Origin of the sequence: Phenylobacterium sp. (assembly GCF_030651755.1) — a bacterium.
GTDB lineage: Bacteria > Pseudomonadota > Alphaproteobacteria > Caulobacterales > Caulobacteraceae > Phenylobacterium.
Genome location: NZ_JAUSBZ010000044.1, coordinates 24,629 through 41,278, shown reverse-complemented (window position 1 = coordinate 41,278; position 16,650 = coordinate 24,629). Strand labels below are relative to the sequence as shown.

The following is a 16,650-nucleotide window of genomic DNA, read 5'->3' as shown; positions in this document are numbered from 1 at the left end:
CAAGCAGATCCGAAGGCTTAGAACTTCCGGACGTAACCCACCGCCCAGACGTCAGCCGAGCCGCCGTCGTCTTGGAATTCCTGGCGGGTGTAGTCGGCGCGGAAGCCGTTCTGGCCATCCAGGAAATAGCGACCGCCGACGCCGAAATTCCAGCTCTCGCCATCAGCCTTGCTGCTGATGCCGGCCGCCGAAGCCTTGATCTCGGTCGTGCCGTAGCCCACCCGAGCAAAGAGATCGGCATTGGGGGCCACCGGCAGGAAGCCGACGCCATAGATCGCCGCGCTGTGGTTCAGCTCAACCTTGATCGGCGAACCACCGATGCTGACCGGCGGGCTGTAGGTGTCATCCTTCACGCCGAAGGAGAGTTCGCCCTCAACGCCGAAATAGGGGGTGAGCTTGGCGCCCAGGCGACCCTGCACGGCGCCGAGATCGAAGTCACCGGCGTCGGCATGGGCGTAGCCGACCGAGCCGTAGATTTCCGGGGCCGACATGGACTGGGCCTGCGCGGCGAGCGGTGCGGCGGCGAGGACGGCGGCCGTCGCGGTGGCGGCGATGAGAATTTTCATATTTTTTACTCCGACTTGGGGACTAACGCCCCGAACCCGGCCTTCATCGTCGCCAATCTGGGCGGATTCCTGTCCCTGGGCCGACAATTGCAGGGCGGCCACATCATGTGGCTCATGAGCCACAGCGCCCTCCCCTGCATTTTTCCGCTGCTGTGCTATCTAGGGCTGGCAAGCCCGGAAGAGGCTGCCTTCGGAGAAGCCAACTTGCGCCACGCCGTCATCGCCGCCACCGGCCTCTACACCCCGCCCCACACGCTGACCAACGCCGAGCTGGTGGAGACCTTCAACGCCTATGTGGAGCGTTTCAACGCCCGCAACGCCGAGGCCATCGCCGCGGGCGAGGTCGAGGCGCTGACCCCGTCCTCGGAGCCCTTCATCGAGAAGGCTTCAGGTATCAAGTCGCGCTATGTGATCGACAAGTCCGGCCTGATTGATCCGGACGTGATGCGCCCGGTGATCCCTGAGCGCTCCAACGAGGAGATTTCGGTGCTGGCCGAGATCGCCGTGGCCGCGGCCCGCCAGGCCATTGAGGCCTGGGGCAAGCCGGTCAGCGAGATCGGCGCGGTGATCTGCGCGGCCTCCAACATGCAGCGGGCCTATCCGGCCATGGCCATCGAGGTGCAACAGGCCCTCGGCATCGACGGCTTCGCCTTCGACATGAATGTGGCCTGCTCCTCGGCCACCTTCGGCATCAAGACGGCCGCCGACTATATCGCCAGCGGCTCAGCCAAGGCGGTGCTGATGGTCAATCCGGAGATCACCTCGGGCCACCTGAACTTCTGCGACCGAGACAGCCACTTCATCTTCGGCGACGTGGCCACCGCAGTGATCGTCGAGGCCGAGGATGACGCTGCCCCCGGCCAGGGGTGGGACATTATCGGCACGCGTCTGAAGACCGTCTTTTCCAACAATATCCGCAACAATTTCGGCTTCCTCAATCGCGCAGCCCCCGAGGGCGTCGCCGCCAAGGACAAGCTGTTCGTCCAGGAGGGCCGCAAGGTCTTCCGCGAGGTGGTGCCGATGGTTTCGGAGATGATCGTCGATCACGCTGGCGATCTGGGCCTGGATCCCACGGCGCTGAAGCGCCTGTGGCTGCACCAGGCCAATATCAACATGAACGACATGATCGGCCGCAAGGTGTTGGGCCGCGATCCGACGCCGCAGGAGAACGTCATCATCCTGGACGAGTACGCCAACACCTCGTCGGCCGGCTCGATCATCGCCTTCCACAAGGCCAATGACGGGTTCGCGGCGGGCGAAATGGGCCTGATCTGTTCGTTCGGCGCGGGCTATTCGGCCGGCACGGTGTTCGTCCGCAAGCGCTAAGCCGCAGGTTCAGCCGCAAGGAAAAAGGGCCTCGCCGGACTGCCGGCGGGGCCCTTTGTCTGTCTAGCGATCCTTCTCGCGCTCGCCGATGGCCGACTGGGCCGCGGCCAGGCGGGCGATCGGCACCCGGTAGGGCGAGCAACTCACATAGTCGAGGCCGACCCGTTCGCAGAAGTCGATGGAGGCCGGGTCGCCCCCATGTTCGCCACAGATGCCGAGCTTGATCTCCGGCCGCTGGGCGCGGCCCCGCTCGGTGGCGATGCGGATCAGGTCGCCGACGCCTTCCTGGTCGAGGCTGACAAAGGGGTCCTTTTCGAAGATGCCCTTGTCCATATAGGCCGCCAGGAAGCGGCCGGAGTCGTCGCGGCTGATGCCAAACGTGGTCTGCGTCAGATCGTTGGTGCCGAAGGAGAAGAACTCGGCGTTCTCCGCCAGATCGGCGGCGCGGATGGCGGCGCGGGGCAGCTCGACCATGGTGCCCACCAGATAGGGGAAGTCGAGCTTACGCTCGTCCAGAACCTGCCTGGCCACCCGATCGGTGAGCAGCCGCAGGAACTTCATCTCCTCGCCCTTGGCGACCAGGGGATGCATGATCTCCGGGCACGGCGGGGTCTTGCCGCTCTCGGCGATCTCGCAGGCCGCCTCGAAAATGGCGCGGACCTGCATCTCATAGATCTCGGGATAGGAGACCCCCAGCCGACAGCCGCGATGGCCCAGCATCGGGTTGGTCTCATGCAGCTCCTTCACCCGACGCTCCAGCACCGCCAGCTCAAGGCCGGCCGTATGGGCCAGGGCCTTCAGGTCTTCCTCGGTATGGGGCAGGAACTCGTGCAGGGGCGGGTCGAGCAGCCGGATGGTGACCGGCAGGCCCTCCATGATGGTGAAGAGCTCGACGAAGTCGGCCCGCTGCATGGGCAGGATCTTGGCGAGCGCGGTGCGGCGGCCCTTCTCGTCGGAGGCCAGGATCATCTCGCGCACAGCGGCGATCCGGTCTTCTTCAAAGAACATGTGCTCGGTGCGGCACAGGCCGATGCCCTCGGCCCCGAATTGCCGGGCGGTGCGCGCGTCCAGGGGCGTCTCGGCGTTGGCCCGGACCTTCAGGCGACGCAGGGCGTCGGCCCAGACCATCAGGGTGGCGAAGTCGCCGGTGAGCTCAGGCTCGATCATGTTGACCGCCCCGGCCAGAACCTCGCCGGTGGAGCCGTCGACGGTGATGATGTCGCCCGCCTTGAACGTCCGGCCACGAACGCGGAACTCACCCGCCTTGGGGTGAATTTGCACCTCTCCGGCGCCGGAGACGCAAGGGCGGCCCATTCCCCGGGCGACCACGGCGGCATGGGAGGTCATGCCCCCGCGGGCGGTCAGGATGGCCTTGGCTGCATGCATGCCGTGGATGTCCTCGGGGCTGGTCTCGTCGCGGACCAGGATCACCGACTCATGAATGGCCGCCAGGCGTTCGGCCTCGTCGGCGTCGAACACCACCTTGCCGGTGGCGGCGCCCGGCGAGGCCGGCAGGCCCCGGGCGATGACGTCACGCTCGCTGCTCGGGTCGATGGTGGGGTGCAGCAATTGATCAAGAGAGGAAGGCTCAACCCGCATCACGGCCTCTTCCTGGGTGATCACACCCTGGGCGGCGAGGTCGACGGCGATCTTCAGGGCCGCCTTGGCGGTACGCTTCCCATTGCGCGTCTGCAGCATGTAGAGCCGGCCCTGTTCGACCGTGAACTCGATGTCCTGCATGTCGCGATAGTGGCTCTCCAGCCGCTCGACAGCCGCCTTGAACTGTTCGAACACCTCCGGAAGGGCTTCCTCCATGGAGGGCTGCTTGTCCCCCATCTCCTCCCGGGCGATCTTGGTCAGGGCCTGAGGTGTGCGGATGCCGGCCACCACGTCCTCGCCCTGGGCGTTGATCAGGAACTCGCCATAGAGGCGCGCCTCGCCGGTGGAGGGGTTGCGGGTGAAAGCCACGCCCGTGGCCGAGGTCTCGCCCATATTGCCGAAGACCATCGACTGGATATTCACCGCCGTGCCCCAGCTTTCGGGGATGTCGTGCATGCGGCGATAGAACTTGGCCCGGTCGTTCATCCAGCTGGCGAAGACGGCGCCCACAGCGCCCCAGAGCTGAGCCTGTGGGTCCTGAGGGAACTCAGAGCCCAGTTCGGCGGCGACAGCCTTCTTGTAGTCGGCGACCACCTTTTCCCAGTCCCCGGCCGACAGGGCAGTGTCGACGGTGACGTCGAGGCGCTCCTTATGCTCGTCCAGGATTTCCTCGAACATGTGGTGATCCAGGTCGAGGACCACGTTCGAATACATCTGGATGAAGCGACGGTAGGAATCGAAGGCGAACCGCCGGTCCCCCGACAGCTTGGCCAGCCCTTCCACGGTCTGGTCGTTCAGACCCAGGTTCAGGACCGTGTCCATCATGCCCGGCATCGAAGCCCGCGCCCCGGAGCGCACAGAGACCAGCAGGGGATTGGCGGCCTCGCCGAACCGCTTTCCGGTCAGCTCCTCGACCCGGCCCAGCGCCTCGGTGACCTGGGCCTTCATGTCGTCGGGATAGCGCTGCTCATTGGCGTAGTAATGGGTGCAGCACTCGGTGGTGATGGTGAAGCCGGGGGGCACCGGAAGGCCCAGGGACGACATCTCGGCCAGGTTGGCGCCCTTGCCCCCCAGCAGGTTCTTCATCGAGGAGTCCCCGTCGGCCGCGCCGCCGCCGAAGGCGTAGACCCAGCGCGTCTTGGTCAGGCTCGTCATCGTCCCACTCATCCCGTCACTTGGCTGAAATCCGCCACGCGCCCCATGGCGTCGCGGACCTGGCTCAGAAGCCGCAGGCGGTTGTCCCGTTCCGCGGGGTCTTCAGCATTCACCAGCACTTGCTCGAAAAAGGCGTCCACTGGACCGCGCAGACCCGACAGGGCCTGCATGGCGGCCACGAAGTCCTCAGCGGCCAGGGCCTGGGCCACAGCCGGCTCGACACCGGCCAGGGCCGCCACCAGGGCGGTCTCCGCCGCCGGCGCGCCGTCCATGGCGATCGCCGGTCCAGAGGGCATGGCGCCCTTCTTTTCCTCGGCCCGCAGGATGTTGGTGGCGCGCTTGTAGCCCGCCAGCAGGTTGGCGCCGTCCTCGGTGGTCAGGAAGCCGTCCAGGGCCTCGACCCGGGCGACGATCCGCACCAGGTCGTCGTCCCCCAGGGCGAAGACCGCGTCCACCAGATCATGACGCCTGCCCTGATCGCGCAGCAGCACCTTCAGGCGGTCGGCGAAGAAGGCCACCAGCTCATCCCCCGCCAGCTCGCGCAGGGGCAGTCGGATCCCGCCCTCCAGCACGATGCGGATCACACCGAGCGCCGAGCGGCGCAGGGCGTAGGGATCGCGCGAGCCGGTGGGCTTTTCATCGATGCCGAAGAAGCCGATCAGGCTGTCGAGCTTGTCGGCCAGGGCCAGCGCCGCGCCGACAGGGCCGGCCGGCAGAGCGTCGCCGGGACCTTGCGGCTTGTAATGATCGCGGATGGCCTCGGCCACGTCGGCGGGCAAGCCCTCGGCCTGGGCGTAGTAGCCGCCCATCAGGCCCTGAAGCTCAGGAAACTCGCCGACCATGCCGGTGACCAGGTCCGCCTTGGCCAGGCGGGCGGCCTGGGCCGCGGCGTCTGGATCGGCGCCGACCCGGGGGGCCAGGCTGCGGGCGAGGTCGGTGATGCGCGCCACCCGGTCGGACATGGCGCCCAGCTTGGCGTGGAAGGTGACGCCCTTGAGCTTCTCCAGCCGGTCTTCCAGCCGCAGCTTGCGGTCCTCGTCCCAGAAGAAGCGAGCGTCAGACAGGCGGGCCGACAGCACCTTGGCGTTGCCCGCCGCGATGGCGGCGCCGCCATCGGCGGCCTGGATATTGGCCACGGTGATGAAGTGAGGCGCGAGGCCGCCTGTGGCTGGATTGCGGACGGCGAAGTACTTCTGGTGGGTGCGCATGGAGGTGCGGATCACCTCCGGCGGCAGGTCGAGGAAGTCGGGGTCCATGTCGCCCAGGACCGGCGTCGGCCACTCGGCGAGGCCGGCGACCTCGTTCAGCAGCCCTTCGTCCTCCACCAGCTCCAGATTGCGGGCGAAGCAGAGGGTACGGGCGGCGTCGAGGATGCGCGCCTTGCGCTCTTCCACGTCCAGCACGACGAAGTGCGCCGTCAGTCCGTCGCGATAGGTGTCGAAGTCCTTCACGCGGAAGGGCTGAGCCTCGCCCATGAAGCGGTGGCCCTCGGTGACGTCGCCGCTCTCGATCCCGTCGATGGAGATCGGCACAACCGTCCCGTCAAACAGGCAGACGATCCGCTTCAGCGGCCGGACCCAGCGCAGGGTCCCCCGCCCCCAGGTCATGGACTTGGGCCAGGGGAAGTTGCGGACGATGGCCTCGACCATCTCGGCGATGATCTCCGGCGTCGGCCGGCCCTTGCGCTCGATCTTCGCAAACCAGACCCCGTCCTGATCGACCAACTGGTCCATCGTCAGACCGGTGGAGCGCAAAAAGCCCTCCATGGCCTTTTCCGGCGAGCCGACCCGGGGGCCTTTGCGTTCTTCGGTGCGGTCAGCTTGGGCTTCGGGCAGGCCCTCGATCACCAGGGTCAGGCGACGGGGGCCGGCGAAGGCGGTCATGGCCTCAGGCAGGAAGCCCTGCTCGGCCAGACGCTCCCGGGCCATGCGCTCCAGGTCGCGGGCGGCCTGAACCTGCATGCGCGCAGGAATCTCTTCGGAAAAGAGCTCAAGAAGCAGTTGGGGCATGACTTAGGCGTTGCCCCCTTCATTGGCCACCCAGGCCTCGGCGCACATCTTGGTCAGGTCGCGGATGCGGCCGATATAGCTCTGGCGCTCGGCGACCGCGATGGCGCCGCGGGCGTCCATCAGATTGAACAGGTGGCTGGCCTTGAGCACATGGTCATAGGCCGGCAGGACGATGGCCTGGCCCTGCGGCCCCTTCATCGCCAGCAGGCGCGGGACCTGGATTTCCATGTCCTCGAACTGGCGCTTGAGGGTCGCCACGTCATAGCCGTCGAAATTGGCCGTCGACTGCTGGCGCTCGTTCTCCAGGAACACCTCGCCATAGGTCATGGGCGCAGGCCCGTCCGGATCGTTGAAGGCCAGGTCGGTGAAATGGTCGACCCCCTGCAGATACATGGCCAGCCGCTCCAGCCCGTAGGTGAGCTCGCCGGCCACCGGCCAGACGTCCACGCCCCCCACCTGCTGGAAGTAGGTGTACTGGGTGACCTCCATACCATCGCACCAGACTTCCCAGCCCAGACCCCAGGCGCCCACAGTAGGGTTCTCCCAGTCATCCTCGACGAAACGGATGTCGTGCAGACGGGTGTCGAGGCCGATGGCCTCCAGGCTGCCCAGATAGAGATCCTGCAGATCGTCCGGGTTCGGCTTCAGGATCACCTGGTACTGGTAATAGTGCTGCAGGCGGTTGGGGTTCTCCCCATAGCGGCCGTCCGCAGGCCTGCGGGAGGGCTGAACATAGGCCGCCCGCCACGGTTTTGGACCGAGCGCGCGCAGCACCGTGGCCGGGTGAAGGGTGCCTGCCCCCACCTCGACGTCGTGCGGCTGCAGGATCACACAACCCTGGCGGCTCCAATAGTCATGGAGTTTCAGGATCAGGCCCTGAAACGAGAGCGGTTTTTCTGAGGACATCTGGGCTGATTTGCAGGCGCAAAAAAAGTCGGCGGACCATAGGGCCCGCCGACCTGTGCATCAAGCGCGCGGCGAAGATCAGTTGCCGCCGGGCGTGCTCGCCTTACCCGCCCGAGACTCGGGCTGGCCATACTTCGCCCGATTTTCCTCGGTGTCGGGGATCGGATCATTGGCCGTCACACGCACACCGGTCGTGCTGGAGGCCATGGTCCCCATGGAGCCCGCCGACTGGGTTTGACCGTCCATCTGCTCCTGCTGGGCGGTGGCGCCGACGGAGGTGTCAGCCGACATCCCATCGCGATTCATAGTGGCGCCGGCCTGAGCCGACCCGCTCATGGAGCCCGACATGGCGTCCGGTGAATTGACCGGGCCAGCCTGCATGTCGGCCGAGCCCGTCACCTGACCGCCCGACATGGTGCGGCCGGCATCCGCGCCGGTGGGGCGGGTGGAATCGACCGAGGGCAGGCCGGTGCTCGACCGGGTGTGATCTGCGGGGCTGCTGAGGACCGCCCCGGCCTGGCCGGTCACGTCGCCCGTCAACCCGCCTTGGACGGTCTGGGCCTGGGCGGCGCCGGCGGCCAGGAGGGCGGCGGCCGACACGCTGAGGATCATATTGAGTTTCATCGCTGGATTCCTTTGGGTTGAAGTCGTCCGCAGGTCCCCCCGGCGTCCTGCCAGTTTCCCCTAGTTGCCTTCCGCGGAGGTCCGCTTGCCGGCGTTCGAGAGCGGTGCGCCATGGGTGGCGCGGTTATCCGGAGTGTCCGGAATCGGCTGCATGTCGGTTTGAGGTTCCGTGGCTGCGACGTCGGCGGCCGAGCCGGTGGGCGCGCCCTCGGCCGACACCACCGCCTCCTCGGCCGGAACGGCGGCCGCGTCTCTGGGCTCCGACATCACCTGATCAGCCTTGGCAGCCTTCTTCGAGGCCGCCGTCGCCGAAGCGTCGGTTCCTGCATCGGCCGCGGGACTGGCCTGGACCGGCATGGCGCCCGGCGTCAGCACCTTGTCCACCACATGGATCAAGCCGTTTTCAGCATTGATGTCCGACTGGGTGATCTGGGCCTGGCCGACCATCATGGTCTCGCCCACGCCGTCGACCTGGAGATTCTCGCCCGCAACGGTGGGGACCGGCCCCTGGGCGCCTTGGATCTTGCTGGATTCCACCCGGGCGTTGACCACGTGATAGGTCAGCAGCTTCTGGAGCTCCGCACGGTTCTCCTCCGCCATCAGGCGGTCCAGCTCCCCGGCCGGCAGGGCGGCGAAGGCGGCGTCTGTCGGGGCGAAGACCGTCAGGTTCGGCGTCGTCTTCAGAAGTTGAACAAGGTTCGTGGCTTCGAGCGCCGTAACCAGGGTCGTAAACTGCCCCGAGGCCTTGACCGTCTCGACGATATCGCCAGCCGGCGCGACATTGGCGCTGGCCGTAGCCCCAGTCTGTGGCGCAGGCGCGCCACCGGCCGGAACCTGCTGAGCCTGGGCGGCGCCAGCGATCAGCGCAGCCACCGCCGTGGCGGTCATGAGACGAGACAAACGCATGGTCATCCTATCGACTGTGGGGTGTGAGGCGGCCAACGCCAGGCTCACGGGTCGAGACCATTACGCAGGGGCGTCCCAGGGGTTGCCAACGATCACGGGTTCGTGATCGTTGGTGGGCGGAGGACCCGGGCGCCAAATCCAGCTCGCCCCATCCATTTGCTTGGTTTCACGGCGCCCGGCGCATTTTGGCGCCCATTTTTTGCGCAGGACTTGGCTTTCCTTAACTGGGCATGGCCAGACCTGCCCCCGCATCCCTCCCCGCCGATAGCGTCACAGTCGCCGTCGACCGACACCGTCGGAATGGGGCCATGGGGCTTGGTGACGGCTCGAACCAAAAAGGGGACGCGCGGCGTAAAAGCCCGTGCGGTAGCGAGCGGATGAAACTGATCATTGCGATCGTCAAACCCTTCAAGTTGGACGACGTGCGCGAAGCGCTCGTTTCGGCTGGCGTTGAAGGTCTGACGGTCTCCGAAGTCAAAGGCTACGGCCGGCAAAAGGGACAGACCGAAATCTACCGAGGGGCGGAGTACCAGGTGAACTTCGTGCCCAAGGTCAAGCTGGAGGCCGTCGTGGACGACGCGGCCGCCGCCATGGCTGTCGAGGCCATCAAGGCCGCAGCGGCCACCGGCAAGATCGGCGACGGAAAGATCTTCGTCGTCAACGTCGAAGACGCGGTGCGGATTCGCACCGGCGAGACCGGGGCCGCCGCCCTTTAAGGGCGCAACTGAACGGGACAAGGGGATAGCCACAATGATGTCGTTGAAATTCAAAGGGTTGGCGGGCCTAATGCTCGCCGCCGCCATTGTCGGGGCGCCGGTCGCCTCGGCATGGGCGCAAGAGGCGCCGCCGCCGGCCGAGGCCATGATGGAAGCCCCGGTCGAGGAGGCCGCGCCGGTCGCCGAGGCCGCACCGGTCGAAGAGGCGCCGGCTGAGGAAGAGGTCGCCACCGTCGATAGCGGCGACACCGCCTGGATGCTGACCTCCACTGCGCTCGTCCTGATGATGACCATTCCGGGTCTGGCCCTGTTCTACGGCGGTATGGTCCGCAAGAAGAACGTCATCGCCACGGTCGCCCAGAGCTTCGCGATCACCGCGGTGATGAGCGTACTGTGGATGGTTGTCGGCTATTCGCTGGCCTTCTCCGAAAACAGCAATCCGGCTTTGCAGCCCTTCGTCGGTGGCCTCAGCAACGCCTTCTTGGCGGGCGTGGCCTATGACGGCGTGGCGGGCACCATTCCGGAATACCTGTTCGTGGTGTTCCAGATGACCTTCTTCATCATCACCCCGGCCCTCATCACCGGCGCCTTCGCCGAGCGGATGAAGTTCTCGGCCATGCTGCTCTTCATGGTCGCGTGGTCGCTGATCGTCTATGCGCCGGTCTGCCACTGGGTCTGGGGCGGCGGCTTCCTCAGCGACGAAGGCGTGCTGGACTTCGCCGGCGGCACCGTGGTGCACATCAACGCCGGCATCGCCGGTCTGGTCTGCGCCATCGTTCTGGGCAAGCGCAAGGGCTACGGCGTCGACAATATGGCGCCGCACAACCTGGTCCTGACCATGATCGGCGCGGCCATGCTGTGGGTCGGCTGGTTCGGCCTCAACGCCGGCTCCGCCGTCGCCGCCGATGGTCTGGCCGCTGTGGCCATGCTCAACACCCAAGTGGCCACTGCCGGCGCGATCCTGTCCTGGCTGGTCATCGAGTGGGTCGAGCGTAAGAAGCCCGGCATGCTCGGCATGGCGTCTGGCGCCATTGCGGGTCTCGTGGCGATCACCCCGGCCGCTGGCTTTGTCAGCCCGCAGGGCGCCCTGATCATCGGCCTTGTCGGCGGCGCTGCGGCCTATGTGGGCGCTGTGTGGCTGAAGAAGCTGCTGAAGTACGACGACAGCCTGGACGTCTTCGGCGTGCACGGCATCGCCGGCATCGTCGGCGCCATCCTCACCGGCGTCCTCGCCGATGCGGTCATCGCCGGCGAAGAGACTGCGGCCGCGGCCAATGCGGGCACCCAGTTCATCGGAGTGCTGGGGACCGTCGCCTGGTCCGCCATCGCCAGCTTCGTCATCCTGATGGTCCTGAAGTTCACCATCGGGCTGCGGGTCTCCGAGGAAGAAGAAGTCGAGGGCCTGGATCTTTCCCAACATGGGGAAGCCATCCACAACTGATCTGGACCCTTCGGGTCAGGATTGCGGAACGGGGGTCCTTCGGGGCCCCCGTTTTCGTTTGGTGGAAAGGAAGGTCGTCGCCGAGGGGCGCGGTCAGGCCGGATCTGGCCAGGGACCGCCCAGGCGGCAGCGGCTCACCCACCAGTCGGGACGCAGCCGCTCGACCCCTTCGGCCAGTTGCTCGGCCTCGATATCGCTGCCGCAGATCGCAAAGCAGGTGGCGCCCGAACCCGACATGCGGGCGAGCAAGGTCTCGCGCTCCCCGCTCAGGGCGGCGAGCACATCACCGATCTCTGGCGTCAGCTCGATAGCGGCGGCCTCCAGGTCATTGCGCTGAAGGCTGAGCCAGCCCGCCAGTTCCTCGACCGTTTCGAACGCCGCGGGCGCAGCTGGCGGTACGACGTCACCGAACTGGCCGAGCGCGTCGTAACGGCCATAGACCTGGGCGGTCGGAGCCAGGGCGCGGGGATTGACCAGCACGGCCGGAATGACCGGCAAGGCCGGGGGTTGAGACAGCACTTCTCCCCGCCCCTCCGCCATGACGGGCGCCCCCCAAAGGCACGCGGCGCCGTCGGCGCCAAGCGCGCCCGCTATCGCCTGCAGATTCTCGTCAGACAGTTCAGGCGCCCAGGTCGTCCGCAGCAGCCGCAGGGCCGCGCCGGCGTCGCTGGAGCCGCCCCCCAGACCTGCGGCGATGGGCAATTGCTTATCCAGGGCGAGCAGGACTGGCGCCCGCGGTCCCCGCACCTGCTTCAACAGGGCCTGCGCAGCCCGTTGGACGAGGTTGTCGCCGGCCTGAGCGCTCAGTTCACGACCGAATGGGCCGGTCAGGGCGAAGTCCAGCGCTTCAGCCGGCGCGATCGAGACCCGATCCCCGACATCGGCGAACACCATCAGCGAACACAGGGGATGATACCCATCGGCCGCTGGCGCACCCACATGCAGGAACAGATTCACCTTGGCGGGGGCGAAGGCCTGGCCGAGCATCAGACTTATCGAACAAGGGCCGGGATGACTGGTTCGGCCGCCGCCTGGGCCGCCGCCGCAGTGGCCCCAGGGCCCAGACCCGAGGCGAGCTTGGCCTCCGCATCGGCGCGGATGCGCGCATCGGGCTCAAGGGTCAGGACGCGACGCCACTGGAAGACCGCCTCGTCCCGCCGGCCCACCTGCCAGTAGGCGTCCCCGAGGTGGTTATTGATTTCCGGGTCGCCGGCCTCAAGCCCGACGGCTTCTTCCAGCACCTCGACCGCCTTGTCGTACTGACCCAGGCGATAATAACCCCAGCCCAGGCTGTCGATCATCGCCCCAGATCGGGGATTGGCGTCCACGGCGGTCTGAACCATGGCCAGGGCCTCTTCCAGACGCTCGCCCCGGTCGATCCAGCCATAGGCCAGGTAGTTCAGAATATCAGGCTCATCGGGATTGAGTGCGAGGGCGGCCGACAGATCAGCTTCGGCCCGAGGCCAATCCCCCATCCGCTCATAGGCCGCCCCGCGGGCGAACAGCAGCCGCCAGTCGGGCGACTGGCTCGACTCCACCAGCTCATTCAGTGGCGCAATGGCCTCTTCGTACCGCTCATTGGTCCGCAACAGGTCAGCCAGGGTCAGCAGGCCGATGGGATCTCCGCCTGAGGCCGCGGCGCGGGCTGTCTCAAGGGCGGCGTCGATATCGCCTGCGCCTTGCAGACTCCAGGCGAGCTTGCTCTGGGCGGCGGCATGGTCGGGGTGTCCGGCCGGCACACGGCCATAGGCGGCGCGCGCCGCCGTCACATCGCCTGCGGCGCCCATGAGGTCGCCCACCATCATCCAGGCGTCCATACGCTCTGGGTCGAGCCGCAGGGCCATGCGCACATAGGCCAGGGCGAACTGGCTCTGGCGCGCGGCCAGCATGGCCGCAGCCGGGGTCAGCAGGGCTTGGGCCGCCCCCTGGCGTACGGTCGGCGCAGCGGGGGGCGAGCGCCCCGCCAGGGCCCGCATCCGGGCGAGGTTCAAGGAGACATCCCGTGGATAGACCGCCATCGCCCGCTCATAGAGGGCGACAGCGTCATCCCGACGGCCACGGCGCTCAAGAAACTCCCCGTGATAGACCACTAGCATGGGCGGGGCGTCTGCGCCTTCCGTCAGGGCCTTGAAATCAGTCTCGGCCTCGTCAAACCGCCGGACCCGCTCATACTGGTGGGCCTGGCCGAGCATTCCGAAATACTCCACCAGCTTGTCGCCGGGCACGTCGGGACGACGGGTCGCCAATTGCATGTCCCCCGCCTGGGCCGCCGCCCAAGGGGTGAGCAGCGCCGCAGCCGTACGGTGGGGAAAGCCGATCTCCTGGGTGGTCAGGAGGTCATAGGCCGCCTGCCCGCGGCCAGAGGCCAGGGCCTCGACCGCCATGACCAGCCGGCCCAGCCGCTTGGCGCCTTCGGAGGCCTCCTCCGTCGCGGGCGCCATGGCCGCGGCCTTCTCAATCTCCCCGCTCAGGACAGCGGCCGTGAAGGCGCGCTCAGAGATCAGGCTGGTCGTTTCGCTGCTGCGGGTGGCGCGCTCGAAATAGTCGGCAGCCTGCCGACTTTCGCCGTCATTGAGCGCCGCCTGCCCGGCCAGGAACAGGCCATAGGGGGAGCGCGCCTCCAGTCCCCCGCCACCGGCAGAGGGACTGGCGCAGGCGGCCAGGAGCAGCACAGGGACCGTCACGGTCAGAGAACGAAGGCGCATCCCCGTAGGGTTTCCTTTTCCGGCCCCCGCCGCAAGCGCGACGGCGGCTCACATATTGGGATAGTTCGGCCCGTCCCCGCCCTGAGGCGTCGTCCAGACGATGTTCTGCGACGGATCCTTGATGTCGCAGGTCTTGCAGTGGACGCAGTTCTGGAAGTTGATCTGGAACTTCGGGTTCTGACCGGCCTCATCATAGAGCACCTCATAGACCCCGGCGGGGCAATAGAGGCGGGCCGGCTCGCCAAACCGCGGCAGATTCACCGAGATCGGGATCGAGGGGTCCTTGAGCCGCAGGTGGGCGGGCTGGTTCTCGTCATGATTGGTGGCCGACAGGAAGACCGAGGACAATTTGTCGAAGCTGATCTCATTGTCGGGCTTGGGATAGACGATGGGCTTGTAGTCCTTGGCCAGGCCCGTGGACTCCGCGTCGGTCTTGCCGTGCTTCATCGTCCCGAAGATCGAGAAACCGCCGGTCAGATTGCTGATCGTCATGTCCATGCCACTCAGCAGGGTGCCGAGCGCGGTGCCGTACTTGGAGATGATCGGCTTGGCGTTGCGGACGATCTTGAGTTCCTTATGGACCCAGGAGGCCTTGTAGGCGGCCTCGTACTCGGCAAGCTCATCGCCCTGACGGCCGCCCTGGATGGCGGCGAAGGCGGCCTCGGCGGCCAGCATGCCGGTCTTCATGGCGTTATGGCTGCCCTTGATCCGGGGCACGTTCACAAAACCCGCCGAGCAGCCGATCAGGGCCCCGCCCGGGAAGAACAGCTTGGGCACCGACTGCAGGCCGCCCTCGGTGATGGCGCGAGCGCCATAGGCGATGCGCTTGCCCCCTTCCAAGTGCGGACGCACCGCGGGGTGCTGCTTGAAGCGCTGAAATTCGTCGAAGGGCGACAGCCAGGGGTTCTTGTAGTTCAGGTGAACCACGAAGCCGATGGCCACGTAGTTGTCCCCGAAGTGGTACATGAAGCTGCCGCCGCCGGTCTTGTTGTCCAGCGGCCAGCCCAGGGTGTGCTGAACGAGGCCCGGCTGGAACTTGTCGTCTGGAACCTGCCACAGTTCCTTCAGGCCGATGCCGAACTTCTGAGGCTCGCTGTCCTCGGCCAGGCCGAACTTGGCGATCAGCTGCTTGGCCAGCGACCCGCGGACGCCTTCGCCGATGAAGGTGTACTTGGCCAGCAGCTCCACGCCGGGCTGGTAATCGGGCCCCTTGTTCCCGTCCTTGTCGATGCCGAACACGCCAGCGACGACGCCCTTTACGGCGCCATTCTCGTCGAAGACCACTTCGGAGGCGGCCATGCCCGGATAGATTTCGACGCCGAGCGCCTCAGCCTGCTGGCCGAGCCACCGGGCCACGTTGGCCAGGGAGGCGATGTAGTTGCCGTGGTTCAGCATGAACTTCGGCATGGGCAGCCAGGTGATGTCCAGCTCGCCCTGGGGGCCCAGATAGATGAACTTGTCCTTCTTGACCGGAGTCTCCAGGGGCGCGCCCTGGTCCTTCCAGTCGGGGATCAGTTCATTGAGGGCGATCGGGTCAATCACCGCGCCCGACAGGATATGAGCGCCAACCTCGGAGCCTTTTTCCAGAACGGCGACGCTGATCTCCGAACCGGCTTCGGCGGCCAGCTGTTTGAGGCGGATCGCCGCCGACAGGCCAGCAGGTCCGGCGCCGACGATGACGACGTCGTATTCCATGGCTTCACGTTCGACGTCTTCGCTCATGATCCCCTCTGAACTCCATTATCCATCGGCCAGGCCCCCTCACCTTCACCGACAGCGTTGATCCTTTGGCCGTCTTATCGGAAGGTCGCCCCTACGCGGTCAAGGACAAACCCCGCGAATCTCAAGGATTTCGACCCTACAGTATGGACCTTACCAACTCGCCATCGCCCCAGATCCTGGCCGAGAGCCTGCTGGCCTTCTGGGCCGATGTGGGCGTGGACTGCCTCTATCAGGACGAGGCCATCGATCGCATCGCCGCGGGGTTGCGTCCGCCCCCCCGGCGGATCGAGCCCGCCCCCATCCCTTCGCCAGCCGCAAGCGCCGCAGGCTCCAAGGCGTCGGACCTCGAGGCGGCGATCGCGCAGGCCCGCGTCCTGGCCGGCCAGGCGCAGGATCTGGCGGCCCTGGCCGAGGCCATCGCCGCCTTCCAGGGGTGCCCCATCCGATTTGACGGCGCGGCGACCAAGGCGGTGTTCAGCCGCGGTCCCGCGGACGCTCCTGTGATGATCATCGGCGAGGGCCCCGGCGCTGAAGAGGACGCCCGGGGCGAGCCCTTCGTCGGCCGCGCGGGGCAGCTTTTGGACCGGATGCTCGACGCCGCCGGCCTCACAAACCGGACCTTCATCACCAACACCGTCTTCTGGCGCCCCCCAGGAAACCGAACCCCGACTCTCGACGAGCAGAGGGTCTGCGCCCCGTTTGTGGAACGGGCCATCAGCTTGGTCCGACCAAGGATGCTGCTGCTGGTGGGCGGCGCCTCGGCCAAGGCCATGCTCAAGCGCGAGGAAGGCATCCTGGCGATGCGAGGCCGCTGGTTCGAGTGGCGGGCCGAGGACGAAAACCTGGAATTGCCCGCCATGCCGACGCTGCACCCGGCCTTTCTGCTGCGTCAGCCCGCAGCCAAGAAGAAAGCCTGGAGCGACCTCGTGTCATTGGTGCAAAGACTTGATCGCCCGGAGCGACCCCACTAGACCG

13 protein-coding genes are annotated in these 16,650 nt (G+C 66.8%); 4 read left to right on the top strand and 9 right to left on the bottom strand.

The genetic code is table 11. The annotated features are described in order from the left end of the window. Positions 1-17 precede the first annotated feature (17 nt). Positions 18-566 (bottom strand): porin family protein, encoded by a 549-nt coding sequence (locus Q7V15_RS03920; RefSeq protein ID WP_304753931.1) that lies wholly within the window; start codon positions 564-566, stop codon positions 18-20. A 204-nt stretch (positions 567-770) separates the two neighbouring features. On the opposite strand from Q7V15_RS03920, the gene Q7V15_RS03915 reads away from it, so the two are divergent. Continuing rightward, the gene (locus tag Q7V15_RS03915) at positions 771-1,892 is read left to right on the top strand and encodes a beta-ketoacyl-ACP synthase III (protein ID WP_304753930.1); all 1,122 of its coding nucleotides are present in this window, start codon (positions 771-773) and stop codon (positions 1,890-1,892) included. 63 nt (positions 1,893-1,955) lie between these two features. Here the strand turns inward: Q7V15_RS03915 and ppdK are convergent, their stop codons facing one another. The 5 genes from ppdK to Q7V15_RS03890 form a co-directional block, all read right to left on the bottom strand. Further along, positions 1,956-4,646, bottom strand: a complete 2,691-nt coding sequence (ppdK, locus tag Q7V15_RS03910) for a pyruvate, phosphate dikinase (protein ID WP_304753929.1) — start codon at positions 4,644-4,646, stop codon at positions 1,956-1,958. Between the two features lie 8 nt (positions 4,647-4,654). Further along, entirely contained in the window at positions 4,655-6,655 is a 2,001-nt protein-coding gene (gene glyS, locus Q7V15_RS03905; RefSeq protein WP_304753928.1) for a glycine--tRNA ligase subunit beta, read from the bottom strand. A 3-nt stretch (positions 6,656-6,658) separates the two neighbouring features. Continuing rightward, positions 6,659-7,561, bottom strand: a complete 903-nt coding sequence (locus tag Q7V15_RS03900) for a glycine--tRNA ligase subunit alpha (RefSeq protein ID WP_293317788.1) — start codon at positions 7,559-7,561, stop codon at positions 6,659-6,661. Between the two features lie 78 nt (positions 7,562-7,639). Continuing rightward, positions 7,640-8,185, bottom strand: a complete 546-nt coding sequence (locus tag Q7V15_RS03895; RefSeq protein ID WP_304753927.1) for a hypothetical protein — start codon at positions 8,183-8,185, stop codon at positions 7,640-7,642. A gap of 60 nt (positions 8,186-8,245) precedes the next feature. Then, positions 8,246-9,091 (bottom strand): fasciclin domain-containing protein, encoded by an 846-nt coding sequence (locus Q7V15_RS03890; RefSeq protein ID WP_304753926.1) that lies wholly within the window; start codon positions 9,089-9,091, stop codon positions 8,246-8,248. 377 nt (positions 9,092-9,468) lie between these two features. Here Q7V15_RS03890 and Q7V15_RS03885 point away from each other — a divergent pair, with 377 nt between their 5' ends. Both Q7V15_RS03885 and Q7V15_RS03880 read left to right on the top strand, forming a co-directional pair. Continuing rightward, positions 9,469-9,807 (top strand): P-II family nitrogen regulator, encoded by a 339-nt coding sequence (locus Q7V15_RS03885; protein WP_304753956.1) that lies wholly within the window; start codon positions 9,469-9,471, stop codon positions 9,805-9,807. A gap of 70 nt (positions 9,808-9,877) precedes the next feature. Next, positions 9,878-11,248, top strand: coding sequence for an ammonium transporter (locus Q7V15_RS03880; protein WP_304753925.1), 1,371 nt, complete (start codon positions 9,878-9,880; stop codon positions 11,246-11,248). Positions 11,249-11,341: 93 nt separating this feature from the next. Here Q7V15_RS03880 and Q7V15_RS03875 read toward each other — a convergent pair whose 3' ends face one another. The 3 genes from Q7V15_RS03875 to Q7V15_RS03865 are packed head-to-tail and all read right to left on the bottom strand — an operon-like array spanning position 11,342 to position 15,675. Then, on the bottom strand, positions 11,342-12,235 hold the full coding sequence (locus tag Q7V15_RS03875; protein WP_304753924.1) for a 4-(cytidine 5'-diphospho)-2-C-methyl-D-erythritol kinase: 894 nt from the start codon (positions 12,233-12,235) through the stop codon (positions 11,342-11,344). Positions 12,236-12,240: 5 nt separating this feature from the next. Beyond that, positions 12,241-13,953: a tetratricopeptide repeat protein gene (locus Q7V15_RS03870; RefSeq protein WP_304753923.1), complete on the bottom strand. Its 1,713-nt coding sequence runs from the start codon at positions 13,951-13,953 to the stop codon at positions 12,241-12,243. A 48-nt stretch (positions 13,954-14,001) separates the two neighbouring features. After that, positions 14,002-15,675: an electron transfer flavoprotein-ubiquinone oxidoreductase gene (locus tag Q7V15_RS03865; protein ID WP_304753922.1), complete on the bottom strand. Its 1,674-nt coding sequence runs from the start codon at positions 15,673-15,675 to the stop codon at positions 14,002-14,004. A 143-nt stretch (positions 15,676-15,818) separates the two neighbouring features. Here Q7V15_RS03865 and Q7V15_RS03860 point away from each other — a divergent pair, with 143 nt between their 5' ends. After that, complete coding sequence (locus Q7V15_RS03860; RefSeq protein WP_304753921.1) at positions 15,819-16,646, top strand: uracil-DNA glycosylase; 828 nt, start codon at positions 15,819-15,821, stop codon at positions 16,644-16,646. Positions 16,647-16,650: the final 4 nt, after the last annotated feature.